This is a genomic window from Leifsonia sp. 22587, from assembly GCF_052044215.1.
GTDB lineage: Bacteria > Actinomycetota > Actinomycetes > Actinomycetales > Microbacteriaceae > Leifsonia > Leifsonia shinshuensis_C.
This window is the reverse complement of sequence record NZ_JBQENB010000001.1, coordinates 803,280-820,027: the sequence shown is the minus strand read 5'-3', so window position 1 is coordinate 820,027 and position 16,748 is coordinate 803,280. Positions and strand designations below refer to the sequence as shown.

The following is a 16,748-nucleotide window of genomic DNA, read 5'->3' as shown; positions in this document are numbered from 1 at the left end:
CGATGCGTATTGCACGGGTAAGGGGAGGATACCCCAGCGGCGTTGCCGCACTTCAACACTAATTCGCGCAGGGAACAGCGTTTTTCACGGACGTTTCCGGCACGTTTCGCCGATTCTCGCAGCGGAATCCGTGGATTCCTGCACGGAGCCGCTGCGAAACCCGCGCGGGACGCCCCGGCCGGGCGCATCCTGCGCCGAGATCACGCTCCCGTAACGACCGGGCGGCTCGGGTCGTTCGACCAGGCGGAGTACGACCCGGCGTACAGGGCGGGCATCGGCAGCCCCGCGACGACGAGGGCGAGCGCCTCGTGGGCGGCGGTCACGCCGGACCCGCAGTACACGCCCACCGCGGTGTGCTCGTCGACGCCGAGCGCGGAGAACCGCTCGCGCAGGGCCTCTGCGGGCAGCATCCGGCCACTCGCGTCGAGGTTGTCCGTCGTCGGGGCGCTGACCGCTCCCGGGATGTGGCCGGGCCGGGGGTCGACCGGCTCCACCTCGCCGCGGAACCGCTCGGCGGCACGGGCGTCGAGCAGGATGCCGTCGGCGCGGGCGGCGAGGGCGGCGGATGCGTCCGCATCCAGCGTCGGGAGCTCTCCGTAGCGCAGGGTGATCCCACCGGGACGGGGAGGGACCAGCATCCCGGTCTGCACGGCGTAGCCCGCGTCGCGCCACGCGGCGATCCCGCCGTCGAGCACGCGCACGTCGCGCACGCCGGCGTGGCGGAGCAGCCACCAGGCGCGGGCCGCCGAGGTGCCGGAGGCGTCGTCGTAGACGACGACCGCGTCGCCGTCGTCGAGCCCCCAGCGCCGGGCTGCCGCCTGGAAGTCCTCCTCGGCCGGCAGCGGGTGGCGTCCGTTGGTGGGAGCGCCGTGGCCGGCCAGTTCTGTGTCGAGGTCCACGTAGACGGCGCCGGGGATGTGGCCGCGCTCGTACTCTTCACGCCCGGGCGGACCGCCCAGCTTCCAGCGCACGTCGAGGACGCGCCACGCCGAACGCCGCCGGCCGGCGCCGCTCCACAGGGATTCGGCCCCGAGAGCGACGTCCAGCGCGGCGGCGGTGATCAGCGGAGATGGCTCCGTCGGCATGTCAGCGTCCGGTGGACGCCTTGGCGTTCGACTCGTACGAGGTGTTCGTGGACTCGAAGAAGTTCACGAGCTCGAGCGTGTCGTTGGCCGTCGCCATCCACTTCGCCGGGTTGGAGACCTTGTACTCGGCCTCGAAGCCCAGCTCCTCCAGACGGCGGTCGGCCAGGTATCGCACGTACTGGTTGATGTAGTTCGCGTTCAGGCCCAGGATGCCGCCCGGCAGGAGGTCGCGGTTGTACTGCTCCTCCATCTCGACGGCGTCGAGGATCATCTGGCGGATCTCGTTGGCGAACTCCGGCGTCTGCAGGTCGGGGTTCTCCTCCAGCACCGTGAGGATGAGGTTGATGCCGAACTTGAGGTGCAGCGACTCGTCGCGCACCACCCAGTCGATCAGCGAGCCGAAGTTGCGCAGCAGGTTCCGCTGGCGGAACGACAGCGCCACCATGAAGCCCGAGTAGAACCAGATCCCCTCGAGGATGACGTTGTACGCCACCAGGTTGCGGATGAAGTCCTGCTTGCCCTCGGTCGTGGTGATGTCGAGGGCCTGCTCGGTCATCCGCTTGATGAAGCGGACCTCGAACTCCTCCTTCTTCGCCATCGACGGGACGTCGACGTGGGAGTTGTAGGCCTGCTCGCGGTCGATCGGAAACGTCTCCAGGACGTACTCGAACGACATGCAGTGGTTCGCCTCCTCCCACATCTGCTTGGCGAGGTAGAGGTGCGCCTCGGCCGCGTTGATGTAGGGGTAGACGCCGAAGGCCAGCGCCTTGTTGACGAGCAGCTCGTTCGGGTTGAAGTAGCTCATCAGGAACGTGACCGCGTGGCGCTCCTCGTCCGTCATCCGCTTGAAGTCGGCGATGTCCTCGCCGAGCTGGATCTCGTTCGGGAACCAGGTGTTCGCCACGGCCTGGTCATACAGGTCCATCGCCCACTGGTACTTGACGGGCTTCAGCAGAAGGCCTTCTTCGATTCCGGTGCCCAGAATCCCCATGGTGTTTCTCTCCTCGTTGCTTACAGCCGGATTACTGGCAGGACTCGCACTGCAGGTCGTCCATCGGGTCGACCGGCACGTAGTAGTCCTCGACGCGGGTGGTGGTGCTCATCAGTTGTCACCCCCTGCGGAGGAGGAGGAGGTCAGTCCGCCGAAGCCGAAGCCACGGCGGGCGGGTGCTGCGGCGGGCGCGGTCTCGGTGACGGCCGGAGCCGCGGCGGGAGCCGGCGCGCCGGCGCCGACGGAGGCGAAGCCCTTGCGGCCTCCGCTGATCTCCTCGGCCTTGTTGACCTTGACCGTCGACTGCTCGGCCTGGTGACGCGGCTTCATGTGGAGGTAGTACGTCGTCTTGACGCCCTTCTCCCACGCGGCGTAGTAGATGTCCATCATGTCGCCGAGGTCGCGCGTCTCGAGGTACATGTTGCGGCTGATCGCCTGGTCGATCCACTTCTGGGCGCGGGCCGCGACCTCGATGAAGGCGTACGGCGAGAGCTGGAAGCTCGTCTTGAACGTGGCCTTCACCTCGTCCGGGATCTCCGCGATGTTCTGGATGTCGCCCTGCGAGCGCAGGATCGCCTCGCGGACGTCCTGCCAGATGCCGCGCTCCTGCAGCGTCTCGACCAGGTTGCGGTTGACCTCGAGGAACTTGCCCGACGAGGTGGACCGGCTGAAGATCTGCGAGAACTGCGGGTCGAAGCCCGGCGTGGTGCCGGCGACGAGGCCGATGGACGCGGTCGGCGCGATGGCCATGAGCGTCGCGTTGCGCATGCCGCCCTTGACCTTCTCGCGGAGGCGGTCCCAGTCGAGGCGGATGGTGCGGTCCACCGTGATCGGCGTGCCGCGGTCGGCCTCGGTCAGCGCGATCGAGTCGTAGGGCACCAGGCCCTGCGACCAGCGCGATCCCTCGAAGTTCGGGTACGCACCGCGCTCCTGCGCCAGGTCGGCGCTCTCGTCGATCGCCGCGTACGAGACGTGCTCCATGATCTCGTCGATCAGGGCGTACGCCTCTTCGCTCTCGTAGCTGAGGCCCAGCTTCTCGACCACGTCGGTGAAGCCCATGACGCCCAGGCCGATCGCGCGGTTCTGCTGGTTCGAGTAGTCCGCCTCCGGAACGCTCGACACCGTGATGTCGATGAGGTTGTCGAGCTGGCGCACCGCCTGGCGGGCGCTGGCCTCGATGCGCTCCCAGTCCATCCGCCCGTCGACCAGGTGGCGCGACAGGTTGATCGACGCGAGGTTGCAGACCGAGACGTTGTCGCGGTCCTGCGGCAGCGTGATCTCGGTGCACAGGTTGGAGAGGTGGATGGTGCCCGTGTTGTTGTTGAGGGCACGGTTGTTGATCGTGTCCTTCCAGGTCAGCCACGGGTGGCTGGTGGTCTGGAGGCTCATCAGGATGTCCTTGAACTGCGCGCGGGCGCTGATCTTCTTGAACATCTTGAGGTTGCCTGCCTCGGCCTCGGCGACGTAGTGGGCGTAGCGCTCCGAGAAGGCGTTGCCGTACAGCTCGTTGAGGTCGGCGACCTCCAGCGGGTCGAAGAGGTACCAGTCCTCGTCGTTCTGGACGCGCTTCATGAACTCGTCGCTGATCCAGACCGCGGTGTTGGCGGTGCGGGTGCGGCGGTAGGGGTCGCCGGAGTTCTGGCGGAGGTCCAGGAACTCCGGGAAGTCCATGTGCCAGTTCTCCATGTAGAAGCAGAGGGCGCCGAACTTCTTGCCGCCGCGGCTGACCGCGCGCAGCACCGAGTCGATCGTGTGCATGAACGGGATCGGACCGGTGGAGGTCGTGTTGTTCGAGCGGATGGGCGAGCCCTGGGCGCGCAGCTTGGTGACCGAGAGGCCGATGCCGCCGGTGCCCTTGGTCAGCCACATGACGTCGCGCACGCTCTTTGCGATGTGCTCGATGTCGTCCTGCATCTCCATGACGAAGCAGTTGGAGAGCTGCGGGTACGCGGTGCCCGCGTTGACGAGGGTGGAGCCGGCCGCGAGGTACTCGAGCTTCGACATCTTGTCGTAGAACGCGATGGCGTGGCTGGTGGGGTCGGCCTCGTTGAGGGAGAGGCCCATCGCGATGCGCATCCAGAAGAACTGGGGCACCTCGAGCGAGTCGCCGTTGCGGGCCTTGATGCCGTAGCGGTTGTTGAGCGTGACGACGCCGATGTACTTGAGCAGCTCGTCGCGGGAGGGGTCCAGGTAGCCGGCGAGGCGGTCGAGGTCGAACGCGGTGGTGAAGCGGCCGTCGAGGAGGGTCTCGGCCACGCCGCGCTCGATGTAGGAGCGGAAGCGGGAGGCGTGCAGCTCGACCAGCTCGTCGTGGCTCTGGTAGTCGCCGAGCACGCGCTTGTAGATCGTCTTGAGGAGGAGGCGTGCGGCGACGGTGTCGAACGCGGGGTCGTCCTTGACGTTCTGGAGGGCGACCTGGATGACCGCCTCGTCGAGCTGCTGCGTCGTGATGCCGTCGAACAGCGTGAGCTCGAGCTCGCTCGCGATCTGCGTCACCCACGTGATGTTCTCGTCCAGTCCCTGGGCCGCGTTCTCGATGGCCAGGTTGATCTTGTTGGCGTCGTACGGCTCGCGCTCGCCGTTGCGCTTGACGACTGTGATTGCCACTGTCTCTCCCTCTTCGATATGCCGCCTGCGGCGGCTGAAATCCCCGCGGAACCGTGCCCTCTCCCATCCCGGGAAGGCTGACCGGCTCTGTGTGCTCGACCACTATATAGCGGGGGTCCGACATTTCCACTCCCCCACATCTAGTGGGCGTGTCGTCCACAGATGGGGAGAAGTTATGCACAGTTTCCACACCCCGCGAAGGGGGGATGGCGCCCGTGTGGACACCTCGTTCACGCGCATCCGGACCGATAGTGTGGACGATTGTGAGCAGCTACTCGAGCCTTCTGAAGACGCCCGGCGTCGCCCGGATCATCGCGGCTCAGCTCACCGCGCGCTTCCCGTTCGGGATGCTGTCGCTCGCCTTCCTGCTCCACATCGAGCGCATCCACGACTCGTACGGCGCCGCCGGCCTGGTGCTCGGCGCGATGAGCATCGGGCAGGCGATCGCCGGTCCGATGACCAGCCGCCTGATGGGCGTGCTCGGGATGCGCGTGGTGCTGTGGACGACGCTCCTCTTCTGCTCGGCGGCGGTCGCGGTGATCGGCCTCGTCGTCATGCCGATCCCGCTGACGATGGCCGTGGCGTTCTTCGCGGGGCTCAGCATGCCGCCCATCCAGCCCGCGGTGCGCACCATCTACCCGAAGATGGTCAACTCGCGGCAGCTCACGCCGCTCTTCTCGCTCGACGCGTCCGCGCAGGAGATCATCTGGATCGCCGGGCCCGTCGCGATCACCTTCGTCTCCACCCAGATCGGGACCACCGAGGGCATCCTCATGTCGGTGGCGATCATGCTCGCGGGCGGCTTCTGGTTCATCGCGTCGCCCGAGGTCGGGCGGGTGCGCATCCCGCGCAGCAAGCGGCGCTTCGGGACGGTGCTGGCGCGTCCGCCGGTGCTCCTCGCGACCGTCGTGGGCTTCCTGCTGATCGGCTCGTGCTCGGCGGTCGAGGCGGGCGTCGTCGCGACGTTCGGCGAGGGCTCGCCGCTCGCGGGCATCGTGCTCGCGATCTGGTCGCTCGGCTCGCTGGTCGGCGGCCTGGCCTTCGGCCACGTCCCGATCGGCCCCTGGGCGACCGCGCGCCGCATGCTGATCGTCTTCATCGGAATCGTGCTCTCCACCTTCATGCTGTGGTCGTGGTGGGGGCTGTCACTGACCCTCCTGATCGCGGGACTCGGCATCGCGCCCGCCCTCGCCGTGCTGTTCGCGATCGTCTCCGCGAGCGTGAAGTTCTCCGACACCGCGGAGGCCTACGGCTGGGTCGGCACCGGCCAGCTCATCGGCGCGGCCCTCGGCTCCGCCCTCGCCGGCTTCCTCATCGACGGCGTCGGCGCGGTCGGCGCGTTCTGGATCGCGGGTGCGTTCGCGCTGGTCGGCTTCGCCGTCCCGGCGCTCGCCCACCGAGTGCACCCCGACCTCCGCGGCCGCGACGCGTCCCCCATCCCCGACACGGAGCCCGTCCCCGTCCAGCCGTCGTAGCGCGCCGCTCCCGCGCGAGTCGTGACTACATGTCGCAACTCGCCCCGATTTCGCGCATCAACTCACGACTCGTCACGCTCCGAAATCGCCGACGCGCCAGCGGCGCGACGAGTGGTGACCAAGTGTCGCCACTCGCACCGAATTGGCGCATCAACTCACGACTCGTTCCTCCGCATTCTCCGCGAGCGCGGGGCGCCACGAGTCGTGACAAGATGTCGCAACTGGCCCCGAATTGGCGCATCGACTCACGACTCGATCCCTGGCTGTGGATAACTTTCTGGGCGGAAGCGGCGGAGGCGCCAGAGTGGAGGGATGGGTCGTCATTCCGTTCCGCTTCCGCGCGAGTTGTCCAGCGCGCCGTTCCGCGTCGTCGATGCCGCACGAAGCGGTGTCGGGGCGGGGCGTCTCCGCGGGCCGGACCTCGCGCGACCGGTGCGCGGCGTCCGGATGCCGGCGAACGGCGACCTGACGACGCGGTGCCGTGCGCTTCTTCTGCACCGCCGAACCGACATGTGGTTCAGCCACCTCACGGCCGCCCGGCTCTGGGGGATACCGCTCCCCCGGCATCTCGAAGGCGAGGAGCGCATCCACGTCACCGTCCCGTCCACCGCGCGTGCGCCCCAGATCGCCGGCGTCGTCGGTCACGTCGCGACGACGCCCGAGAGAACCATTCATCGCGCACTGCCGCTCTCCACGCCGGCTCAGACCTGGCTCGAGCTCGCCCCTGCGCTTCCGCGCGACCGGCTCATCGCAGCGGCCGACTACCTCCTCGGCGCCTCACTCACCACGACGGAAAAACTGCAGGCGGCTGTGGATTCCGCGCACGGTCGCCGTGGAATCGCCGCTGCGCGCCTCGCACTCCCTCTCATACGGCAGGGGGCGGAGTCGCCGGCCGAGAGCGCCCTCCGCGTTCTCCTCCACGACGCCGGGATCGCCCCTCCCGAGCTCAACTACCGGATCCATGCGCGCGATGGCGGCTTCGTCGCCCGGGTGGACCTCGCGTATCCCGATCAGCGTCTCGTCCTCGAGTACGAGGGCGATCACCACCGCGTGGATGCGGACCAGTGGCACAAGGACATCCGGCGTCAGGGGCGCCTCGAGGACCTCGGCTGGCGCGTCATCCGCGTGACAGCCGCCGACCTCGCCTCCCCCGGCCCGCTGATCGCTCGCGTCATGCACGCATTGGCGACGACTCGTGACTAGATGCGCGAATCCGCGGCGAATTGCGACATCTAGTCACCACTCGACGGTTGAGGCGGGCTACCAGCGGGGGTGGACGGAGGCGCGGAAGTGGTCGTCGTAGATGCGGTGCACCGCGGCGTCGAAGCCGTCGGGCAGGCGGACGGACGCGGCGGCCGCGTTCGCGCGCGCCTGCTCGGGCGAGCGGGCGCCCGGGATGACCGTCGTGACGCCGTCCTGGGCGATGATCCACGCGATCGCCGCCTGCGCGGGCGTCGCCCCGTCGGGCACCAGCTCCGCGAACTCGCGCGCCGCCTTCACACCCTCCTCGAAGTCCACGCCCGAGAAGGTCTCGCCCACATCGAACGCCTCGCCGTGGCGGTTGTACGAGCGGTGGTCGTCGGCCGCGAACGTCGTCTGCTCCGTGTAGCGGCCGCTGAGCAGGCCGGAGGCCAGCGGCACGCGCGCGATGATCCCGACTCCCGCCTCGCGGGCGGCGGGCAGCACGCGGTCGAGCGGCTTCAGGCGGAAGGCGTTCAGGATGATCTGCACCGTCGCCGTGCCGGGATGCGCGATCGCGGCGAGCGCCTCATCCACCGTCTCGACGCTGACGCCGTAGTTCTCGATCGCGCCGTCCTCGACCAGCGTGTCGAGCGCGTCGTAGACCGCCTCCGTGGAGAACACGGGCGTGGGCGGGCAGTGCAGCTGCACGAGGTCGAGCCGGTCGACGCCGAGGTTGCGGCGGGAGCGGTCCGTCCACTCACGGAACTTCGCGAGCGTGAAGTTGACCGGGTCCTGTGCCTCGCGGCGCCCCATCTTGGTGGCCACGGTGAGCGGGAGCTCGGGATGCGCGGTCACGAACCGCCCGATGATCTGCTCGCTGCGCCCGTCGCCGTAGACGTCGGCCGTGTCGAAGAAGGTGACCCCGGATTCGGCGGCCGCCTCCAGCACGCCGAGGGCGTCGTCTTCGGAGACGTCGCCCCAGTCCGCTCCGAGCTGCCAGGTTCCGAGTCCGACGACCGACACCTCACGTCCGGTCCCACCGAGGATGCGCTGTTCCATGTCTACACATTAGGCGCTGGCCCGTGGGCGACCAGGGGACCGCCCTCAGCGAGCGCCCGCGCCCGTCCCGGCGCCCGCCCCGGTCCCCGGCCACCAGGCCGGCGTGAGCCGTCCGACCAGGGCGAGGAACGCATCCACGTCGCGCGGGCGCGGCCGGGTCAGCCAGACGTCGATCGCGCCGATCGTGCCGTCGGCGATGAATCGCGCGATCGCGTGGCGGTCGGTGTCGTCGTCCGCCGGCACCGTGAAGCTGTGCTGCTCCAGGAGCAGCTCGACGGATCCCTGGAAGTGCTCGCTGAGCATCCGGTGGAGGCTCGCCGTACCGCTCTCCGCGCCGAGGCCTCTCCGATAGACCGCGTCATGCGAATCGACGTGGTGCAGCACCGCCCGGGTCACGTCGGTGACCGCGGCCGCCGCGTCGGAGGGCTCGATCCCGACCAGGTACTCCGTCCGCAGGTCGTCGAGCTCGCTGCGCAGCACCTTCTCGAGCAGATCGGCCGGCGACGAGGCGTATTCGTACACCGTCGAGCGGTGCACGCCTGCGGCGGCGGCGAGCGCCGACACGGTCACCTCGGTGACGGGTCCGCGCGTCGCCAGGTCGAGCACGGCGGCGCTGAGCCGGGCGAGGGTCTTCTGCTGGCGCGCATCCACCGGACGATCGTACAATGGAGTTATCCGACAGATGTCGGATTACGAAGGGAGATTTTCCATGGCTCAGTACGACGTCGCCGACCGGTCCGCGATCGTGACCGGAGGCGGCTCGGGCATCGGCCGCGCCATCGCGCTCACCCTGGCGGCGAGCGGCGCTTCCGTCCTCGTCACCGATCTGAACGAGGAGCACGCGCAGGCCGTCGTGGCCGAGATCGAAGCGGCGGGCGGAACCGCGAAGGCCCTCGCGGGCGACGTGACCGACCCGGAGTTCGCCACGGCCAGCGTCGCCGCCGCGAACGAGCTGGCCCCGCTGCGCATCGCCGTCAACAACGCCGGCATCGGCGGCGCCTCGGCTCCGGTCGGGGACTACCCGATCGACTCGTGGCGCAAGGTCATCGAGGTCAACCTCAACGCCGTCTTCTACGGGATGCAGCCGCAGCTCGACGCCATCGCCGGCAACGGCGGCGGTGCGATCGTCAACATGGCGTCCATCCTCGGGAGTGTCGGCTTCGCCAACTCGTCCGCCTACGTCACCGCCAAGCACGCGCTGCTGGGACTCACCCAGAACGCCGCGCTGGAGTACGCCGGCAAGAACGTCCGCGTCGTCGCCGTCGGCCCCGGCTTCATCCGCACCCCGCTGGTGGCCGCGAACCTCGACACCGACGCCCTGGCCTTCCTCGAGGGCAAGCACGCCCTGGGTCGTCTCGGGGAGCCCGAGGAGGTCGCCGCGCTCGTCGCCTTCCTCGCCTCCGACGCTGCCAGCTTCATCACCGGCAGCTACCACCTCGTGGACGGCGGATACACCGCTCAGTAATCCACAACGGCTGCGTTCTCCACAGATTTCGCAGCGTCCTGCCGCGCCCGGTCACGCTCCCTTACTCTGAGGAGCGTGACCGAGCACGACACCCCTGACCCCCTCACCGACGAGCTGCTGGAACGCATCCGGCAGCGCGCCGACGGCTACGACCGCGACAACCGTTTCTTCACGGAGGACTTCGCCGAGCTCGCCGACGGCGGCTACCTGCGCGCGCTCGTTCCCGTCGAGTTCGGCGGCCTCGGGCTGAGCCTGGAGCAGACCGCCCGGCTGCAGGTGCGGCTGGCGGGAGCCGCGCCCGCGACGGCCCTCGCGGTGAACATGCACCTGGTGTGGACCGGCATCGCCAAGACGCTGCGCGACCGCGGCGACGACTCGCTCGAGTTCGTGCTCCGCGAGGCCGGCGCCGGCGAGGTCTTCGCCTTCGGCCTGAGCGAAGCGGGCAACGATCTCGTGCTGTTCGGCTCGACGACCGAGGCACGTCCGCAACCCGACGGCTCGTACCGCTTCCACGGCCGCAAGATCTTCACCTCCCTCTCCCCGGCGTGGACGCGGCTGGGCACCATGGGACTGGACACCACCAGCCCGGATGCGCCCAAGATCGTGTACGGCTTCATCGAGCGCACCGGCGGCGGGTTCGAGATCCGCGAGGACTGGGACACGCTCGGGATGCGCGCGACCCAGAGCAACACGACGGTGCTCGACGGCGCACCCGCCGCCGCCGACCGCGTCGTGCGCCGGCTCGATCCCGGCCCCAACCCCGATCCGCTCGTGTTCGCGATCTTCGCGAACTTCGAGATCCTCCTCGCCGCGGTCTACACCGGCATCGGTGCCAGGGCGCTGGAGCTGGCGGTCGCGTCGGCGCACCGGCGGACGAGCCTGAAGAACGACGGACGCAGCTACGCGAACGATCCGGACATCCGCTGGCGCGTGGCCGAGGCGGCGATCGACCAGGATGCGCTCCTCCCCCAGCTGGATGCGCTCGCGCGCGACGTCGACGAGCGCGCCGACCACGGCCGCCTGTGGTTCCCGAAGCTCGTCGGCCTCAAGATCCGCGCCACGGAGACCGCGCGTCGCGTCGTGGATCAGGCGATCCGCGTCTCCGGAGGGTCCACCTTCTTCTCCGGCAACGAGCTCGGCCGGTTGTACCGGGATGTGCTCGCCGGCATGTTCCACCCGTCCGACGCGGAGTCGGCGCACAACACGGTGGCGAACGCCTGGCTGGGGCCGATCGAGGAGTAACGCCCAGCGGGCACCGAAGACGAGGAGGCACGATGAAGGAGATCACGGCCCGGCACTTCGCCGAGCGGCTCGAGCGCGGAGCGAGGCAGGCGGCCGCGGCGGGGTTCGACGGGCTGATCGTCGCGCCCGGTCCCGACCTGGCGTACTTCGCCGACTACCTCCCCGTCGCGACGACCGAACGCATCACGCTGCTGGTCGTCCCCGCCGAAGGCGAGCCGGCCATGCTGGTCCCCGCCCTGGAGCACGGTGGAGCAGCGCAGACGCGCGCCGCCGAGGCGATCCGGATCGTGGACTGGTCCGACGGCGAGGACGAGTACGTACCTGCGGCCGGACTCCTCCGTGCCGACGGCCGCTACGCGATCTCCGACGCAACGTGGGCGATGCACCTCCTCGCGCTCCAGCAGAAGCTGCCGCAGGCGCGGTTCGAGGCCATCTCGCACGCGCTGCCGATGCTGCGGGCCGTCAAGGGCGCGGACGAGGTCGACCGGCTCGCCGCCGCCGGCGCGGCGGCCGACGCGACGTTCGAGGACGTGCTGGGGCTGCCGTTCGCGGGGCGGACCGAACTCCAGCTCGCGGCCGACCTCGACCGGCTGCTCCGCGAGCACGGCCACCAGCAGGTCGACTTCACGATCGTCGCGTCGGGTCCGAACGGCGCCGATCCGCACCACGAGCCCGATGGGCGCACCATCGCCGAGGGCGACATGGTGGTGCTCGACTTCGGCGGCCTGCTCGACGGGTACGGCTCGGACACCACGCGCACCGTCCACGTCGGCGAGCCGAGCGACGAGGAGCACGAGGTCTTCGACATCGTGCGCCAGGCGCAGCAGGCGGCGTTCGAGGCCGTCGCCGTCGGCGTCCCGTGCCAGGAGGTCGACCGGGCCGCGCGTGCCGTGATCCGGGATGCGGGCTACGGCGAGTTCTTCATCCACCGGGTCGGTCACGGCATCGGCGTGACGACGCACGAACCGCCCTACATGGTGGAGGGCGAGGAGCGGCCGATCGAGGCGGGGATGTGCTTCTCGATCGAGCCCGGGATCTACCTGCCGGGACGGTTCGGGGTCCGCATCGAAGACATCGTGGTGGCCACGGAGGACGGTGCGCACCGGCTCAACAATTCGAGCCACGCGCTGCACCTCGTGGGGTGAAGGCGAGCGGGATGAGGCGCGGGCGTCCCGCGCCAGCCCCTAGGCCCGCGCCTGCGCGTGCGCGCGGCGGTCCTGCTCGGCCAGTCGAGCCGACCGGCGCCTCGCGAACGGCAGGGCGAGGAGTCGCCACCCCACGAAGAAGACGCCGAGCACGACGGCGGCCACCGCGATGAACGTCGGCTGCACGCCCTGGCCCGCGGACGTGCGGATCAGCATCCCGACCGCCACCGTCATGAGCCACACCGGCACCCCGGGCCACACGATCGCCAGCGGGCGGCGCCAGGCCCACGTGACGAGCCAGCCGACGACGAGCCCGACCAGGAACGGCCAGAGGGTGTCGAGGATGCCCGCGGCGGAGTTCGCCTCACCGTGGCTCCGGCGTCCGACCAGGACGAAGACGACGACGAACGCCACGTCGATGACGAAGGCGATGAGCGCGGTCCTCCAGGGCTTCACGCCATCAGGCTACGCGGCGCCGCCCGAGCATTGGCTGGACGGAACCCGTGCTGATGCTGGCTGTTATGCGTACAAGCGGCATGCGATCGCGCGATGCTGCGTCCGTACAGATCGCCTGGACGATCCGTCCACAAGCGGCAGGTTGTCCACAGATCCCCACGTTCATCGACAGGGCGTCGAACCCCGTCAATAGACTGGCGTCAGATCGCCGCCCAGCCCCCGGGAGCCCCCTTGCCGAACTTCGATTTCCTCACCCAGCCTGCGCTTCCGCGGCCCGACGTGACGGCCGACGACGCCGTCGCGATCGCGGCCGAGCGATTCGGATTGCAGGGCCGCATCATCGAGCTGGGCAGCAATCAAGACCGCAACTTCCGCGTCGACACGGGCGACGCCCGCTACGTGCTCAAGCTCGCCAATCCGGTGTTCTCCGCCGACGAACTGCGGGCGCAGAACGCGGCGCTCGCGGCGCTGACCGGCTCCGGCATCCGCATCCCCGAGGTGATCGCCACCCTCGACGGCCAGGAGCTGGTCGAGGTCGACGTGCGCGGCATCACTCTGCTCGCCCGCGTCCTCCGCTACCTCGACGGCGACCCGCTCACCGACGTCGGGCGTCCCACGCCTGAGCAGTTACGGACCCTCGGAACCCTCGCCGGACGCGTCGCCGCCGGGCTCTCCACGCTGCGTCACCCCGGGCTCGACCGGTCGACCCAGTGGGACGCGCGGATCGGCGGCGAGGTGGTCGACCTTCTCCTCGAGCACGTCGAGCAGCCCGCCAAGCGCCGCGTCGTGCGCGACGCCACGGACGCCGCGCTCGCCCGCCTGGCGCCCCTGCGCGACCGGCTGCGCGTCCAGGCGGTGCACGGCGACGTGACGGACGACAACATCGTCCTCGGCGCCGGAGGTCCGGGCGTCATCGACTTCGGCGACGTCTCGGACGGGTGGCTGGTCGCCGAGCTCGCCGCCACGGTGACGAGCGCACTGCACCATGTGCCCGACGAGCCGCTGGCGGTGCTGGATGTGATCGACGCGTTCCACGCTGAGGCGCCGCTCGACGACAGCGACCTCGCCGCCCTGTGGCCGCTGGTGGTGCTGCGCGGCGCCGTCCTGGTCGTGAGCGGCGAGCAGCAGGTGGCCCTGGAGGCAGACAACGTCTACGCCGCCGAGAACCGCGCCCACGAGTGGGTGGCGTTCGACGTCGCCCGGCGGCTCGACGCCGACGAGGTCGAGACGCTGATCCGCGCCCGGCTGGCCGCCTCGAGCGCCGCCCAGCAGCCCGCCGCGTCCGGCCGCCCCGCCATCGCACCGCTCGTCTCGCTGAGCACGACCGCGGCCAACCTCGCCGACCTCTCCGTCACCTCCCGCGAGCTCGACGCCGGCGCGTGGCTCCGGCCGGACGCCGAGGACGCCATCCTGGCCCGCATCTGCCGGGAGCACGGCCACGCCGTCACCCGTTTCGCCGAGGCGCGGCTGACCCGCGCGTCCACGGACCGTTCCCTCCCGAGCCGCACGGTCGCGCTCGCCGTGACCCTGGAGGCTCCCACCGGCGTCGACGTAATCGCACCGTTCGACGGCGAGCTGTCGCTGAGCGGCGGCTCCTGGCTGCTCCGCGGCGACGGGCTGGAGCTGTGGCTGGACGGCCTCACCCGGCCGCTCACCACGGCGACGGTGCGCGCCGGCGACACGATCGGGACGGCCATCCGGCTGACCGCGCAGCTGAGCACCCTCAGCGGGCACCGTCCGCCCGCGTTCGTCACGCCGACGCTGCCGTTCTCCGAGTGGGCCGCGGTCTCCCCCGACCCGTCCGCACTGTTCGGAATCGAGCTCACCGTCGAGGCGCCCGATCCGGACGCGTCGCTGGCACGCCGGGACGCCACGTTCGCGACGGTGCAGGAGCACTACTTCGCGCATCCCCCGCTCGTCGAGCGCGGCTGGCGCCACCACCTCGTCGACACGCGTGCGCAGACCTACATCGACATGGTCAACAACGTCACGCAGATCGGGCACGGGCACCCGCGGCTCGTGGAGGCCGTGCGTGACCAGTGGGCGCAACTCAACACCAACTCGCGGTTCCACTACGACGAGCTGTCGCGCTTCACCGAGCGGCTGGCGGAGATCGCGCCGGAGGGACTCGACACCGTCTTCCTGGTGAACAGCGGCAGCGAGGCCGTCGACCTCGCACTACGGCTCGCGCAGATCCACACCGACCGGCGCACCATCCTCGCCGTGACGGAGGCGTACCACGGGTGGACGATGGCCTCGGACGCCGTCTCCTCCTCCCTGGGCGACAATCCGCGCGCCCTCGAGACGCGGCCCGACTGGGTGAAGCTCGTCGCCGCACCCAACTCCCTGCGCGGCATCCACACCGGTCCCGACGCGGGACCGGCATACCTGGCCGACCTGGATGCGGACCTCGCCGCGCTCGACGCCGCCGGCATCGAGGTAGCCGGCTACATCGCGGAGCCCGTCTTCGGGAACGCCGGGGGCCTGATGCTGCCCGACGGCTACCTGGCCGGGGTGTACGAGCGCATCCGCGCTCTGGGCGGCGTCTGCATCGCGGACGAGGTGCAGGTCGGCTACGGCCGGCTCGGACACTACTTCTGGGGCTCCGAGCAGCAGGGCGTGGTGCCGGACGTCATCACGATCGCCAAGGCGATGGGCAACGGCCAGCCGCTCGGCGCCGTCATCACGCGGCGCGAGATCGCCGAGTCGTTCGCCGCCGAGGGAAGCTTCTTCTCGTCCGCGGGAGGCAGCCCCGTGTCCTCGGTGGTCGGGCTCACCGTGCTGGATGTGATGCGCGACGAAGAACTGCAGCAGAACGCGGCAACGGTCGGCGACCACCTCGCCGCCCGTCTGCGCGGCCTGGGCGAGCGGCATCCACTCGTCGGTGCGGTCCACGGCATGGGCCTCTACCTCGGCATGGAGCTGGTGCTCGACCGCCAGACGCTGGCTCCGGCGATCGCCGAAGCGGCCGTCGTGTGCGAGCGGATGCTGGCCGAGGGCTGCATCGTGCAGCCGACCGGCGACTACAAGAACGTGCTGAAGATCAAGCCGCCGCTCTGCATCACGCGGGAGAGCGCCGACCGTTTCGTGGACGCCCTCGACCTGGTGCTCGCGACGCTGTAGCGGACACGCCGACAGGGCGCAGCACCCGCCCCGCCTCCTCCGCGATCGCCGCCGCGACCGCGTCGACCGTGGCCGACCGCAGCGACCACTGGTGCCAGAACAGCGGCACCTCCTCCACGCGCTCCGCATCCAGCACGACCAGCGCACCGTCCCGCACCAGCTCCTCGACCTGCAGGTCCGGCAGCATCCCCCAGCCCAGCCCCAGCACCGCCGCCTCCACGAACTGCGTCGACGCCGGGATGAAGTGCTGCGGCGGGCGGGCGTCCGGGGCGAACGCGCGCAGGTAGCGGTGCTGCAGGGCGTCCTTGCGGTCGAACACCAGCATCGGCGCTGCCGCCGCGGCCTGCGGCGTCCATCCGTCCGGGCACCACCGGGCGGCGAACCTCGGGCTTGCGGCGGCGCGGTAGACCATCGACCCCAGCGGCCGCGCGATGCAGCCCTGCACCGGCTCCGAGTCCGAACCGATCGCTGCGAGGGCCGTGCCGTCACGCAGCCGGTCGAGGGTGTGCTCCTGGTCGTCGAGCACGACCTCGAAGGCGATCCCGTCCAGCCGCGCCAGGGCGGGCAGCACCCAGGTGGCGAGCGAATCGGCGTTGACCACGAGCGGGACGGCCGTCGCACGCGCCGCATCCTCCGCGGCGAGGGCGCGCTCGGCCTCGGCTTCCAGCAGTACCAGCTGGCGGGCGAGGCGGAGGAGGGCGCGGCCGGGCTCCGTCGCCTCGACCGGCCGGGTCCGGCGCACCAGCACGCGCCCGCTGCGCTCCTCGAGCGCCTTGATCCGCTGGCTCACGGCCGACGGGGTGATGTGGAGGGACGCCGCGGCCGCCTCGAACGTGCCGCCGTCCACGACAGCGGCCAGAGTCCGCAGGTGCTCGATGTCCGCCATGAAGCCATGCTAATCCTGCGTAAGCAACCTGA

Annotated in this window: 13 protein-coding genes; 6 read left to right on the top strand and 7 right to left on the bottom strand. The window is 70.2% G+C overall.

The window, feature by feature from the left end:
• Nucleotides 1-200 precede the first annotated feature (200 nt).
• The 3 genes from ACTJI1_RS04055 to ACTJI1_RS04045 all read right to left on the bottom strand — a co-directional run bounded on the left by ACTJI1_RS04055 (nt 201) and on the right by ACTJI1_RS04045 (nt 4,683).
• Nucleotides 201-1,085 carry a sulfurtransferase gene (locus tag ACTJI1_RS04055; protein WP_440741637.1) on the bottom strand — a complete coding sequence of 295 codons (885 nt, stop codon included), beginning with the start codon at nt 1,083-1,085 and terminating at the stop codon, nt 201-203.
• Nucleotide 1,086: 1 nt separating this feature from the next.
• A complete protein-coding gene (locus ACTJI1_RS04050; RefSeq protein ID WP_310130447.1) occupies nt 1,087-2,076 on the bottom strand; it encodes a ribonucleotide-diphosphate reductase subunit beta in 990 nt (329 codons plus the stop codon).
• 111 nt (nt 2,077-2,187) lie between these two features.
• Nucleotides 2,188-4,683 (bottom strand): ribonucleoside-diphosphate reductase subunit alpha, encoded by a 2,496-nt coding sequence (locus ACTJI1_RS04045; RefSeq protein WP_440741636.1) that lies wholly within the window; start codon nt 4,681-4,683, stop codon nt 2,188-2,190.
• A 263-nt stretch (nt 4,684-4,946) separates the two neighbouring features.
• On the opposite strand from ACTJI1_RS04045, the gene ACTJI1_RS04040 reads away from it, so the two are divergent.
• Nucleotides 4,947-6,158, top strand: coding sequence for an MFS transporter (locus ACTJI1_RS04040; protein ID WP_440741635.1), 1,212 nt, complete (start codon nt 4,947-4,949; stop codon nt 6,156-6,158).
• 312 nt (nt 6,159-6,470) lie between these two features.
• A complete protein-coding gene (locus ACTJI1_RS04035; protein WP_440741634.1) occupies nt 6,471-7,361 on the top strand; it encodes an endonuclease domain-containing protein in 891 nt (296 codons plus the stop codon).
• Between the two features lie 57 nt (nt 7,362-7,418).
• Here the strand turns inward: ACTJI1_RS04035 and ACTJI1_RS04030 are convergent, their stop codons facing one another.
• A complete protein-coding gene (locus ACTJI1_RS04030; RefSeq protein WP_440741633.1) occupies nt 7,419-8,399 on the bottom strand; it encodes an aldo/keto reductase in 981 nt (326 codons plus the stop codon).
• 45 nt (nt 8,400-8,444) lie between these two features.
• Entirely contained in the window at nt 8,445-9,050 is a 606-nt protein-coding gene (locus ACTJI1_RS04025; protein WP_440741632.1) for a TetR/AcrR family transcriptional regulator, read from the bottom strand.
• Between the two features lie 58 nt (nt 9,051-9,108).
• Between ACTJI1_RS04025 and ACTJI1_RS04020 the strand changes: the two genes are divergently transcribed.
• From ACTJI1_RS04020 to ACTJI1_RS04010, 3 genes are all read left to right on the top strand, one after another.
• A complete protein-coding gene (locus tag ACTJI1_RS04020; RefSeq protein WP_440741631.1) occupies nt 9,109-9,864 on the top strand; it encodes an SDR family NAD(P)-dependent oxidoreductase in 756 nt (251 codons plus the stop codon).
• A gap of 75 nt (nt 9,865-9,939) precedes the next feature.
• The gene (locus ACTJI1_RS04015) at nt 9,940-11,106 is read left to right on the top strand and encodes an acyl-CoA dehydrogenase family protein (RefSeq protein ID WP_440741630.1); all 1,167 of its coding nucleotides are present in this window, start codon (nt 9,940-9,942) and stop codon (nt 11,104-11,106) included.
• A 32-nt stretch (nt 11,107-11,138) separates the two neighbouring features.
• Nucleotides 11,139-12,251, top strand: a complete 1,113-nt coding sequence (locus tag ACTJI1_RS04010) for an aminopeptidase P family protein (RefSeq protein ID WP_440741629.1) — start codon at nt 11,139-11,141, stop codon at nt 12,249-12,251.
• A 39-nt stretch (nt 12,252-12,290) separates the two neighbouring features.
• On the opposite strand, the gene ACTJI1_RS04005 is transcribed toward ACTJI1_RS04010, so the two are convergent.
• Nucleotides 12,291-12,707, bottom strand: coding sequence for a DUF3054 domain-containing protein (locus ACTJI1_RS04005; protein ID WP_310130467.1), 417 nt, complete (start codon nt 12,705-12,707; stop codon nt 12,291-12,293).
• A 231-nt stretch (nt 12,708-12,938) separates the two neighbouring features.
• On the opposite strand from ACTJI1_RS04005, the gene ACTJI1_RS04000 reads away from it, so the two are divergent.
• Entirely contained in the window at nt 12,939-15,830 is a 2,892-nt protein-coding gene (locus ACTJI1_RS04000; protein ID WP_440741628.1) for an aminotransferase, read from the top strand.
• Here ACTJI1_RS04000 and ACTJI1_RS03995 read toward each other — a convergent pair.
• The gene (locus tag ACTJI1_RS03995) at nt 15,769-16,716 is read right to left on the bottom strand and encodes a LysR family transcriptional regulator ArgP (protein ID WP_440741627.1); all 948 of its coding nucleotides are present in this window, start codon (nt 16,714-16,716) and stop codon (nt 15,769-15,771) included. The genes ACTJI1_RS04000 and ACTJI1_RS03995 overlap by 62 nt on opposite strands.
• Nucleotides 16,717-16,748: the final 32 nt, after the last annotated feature.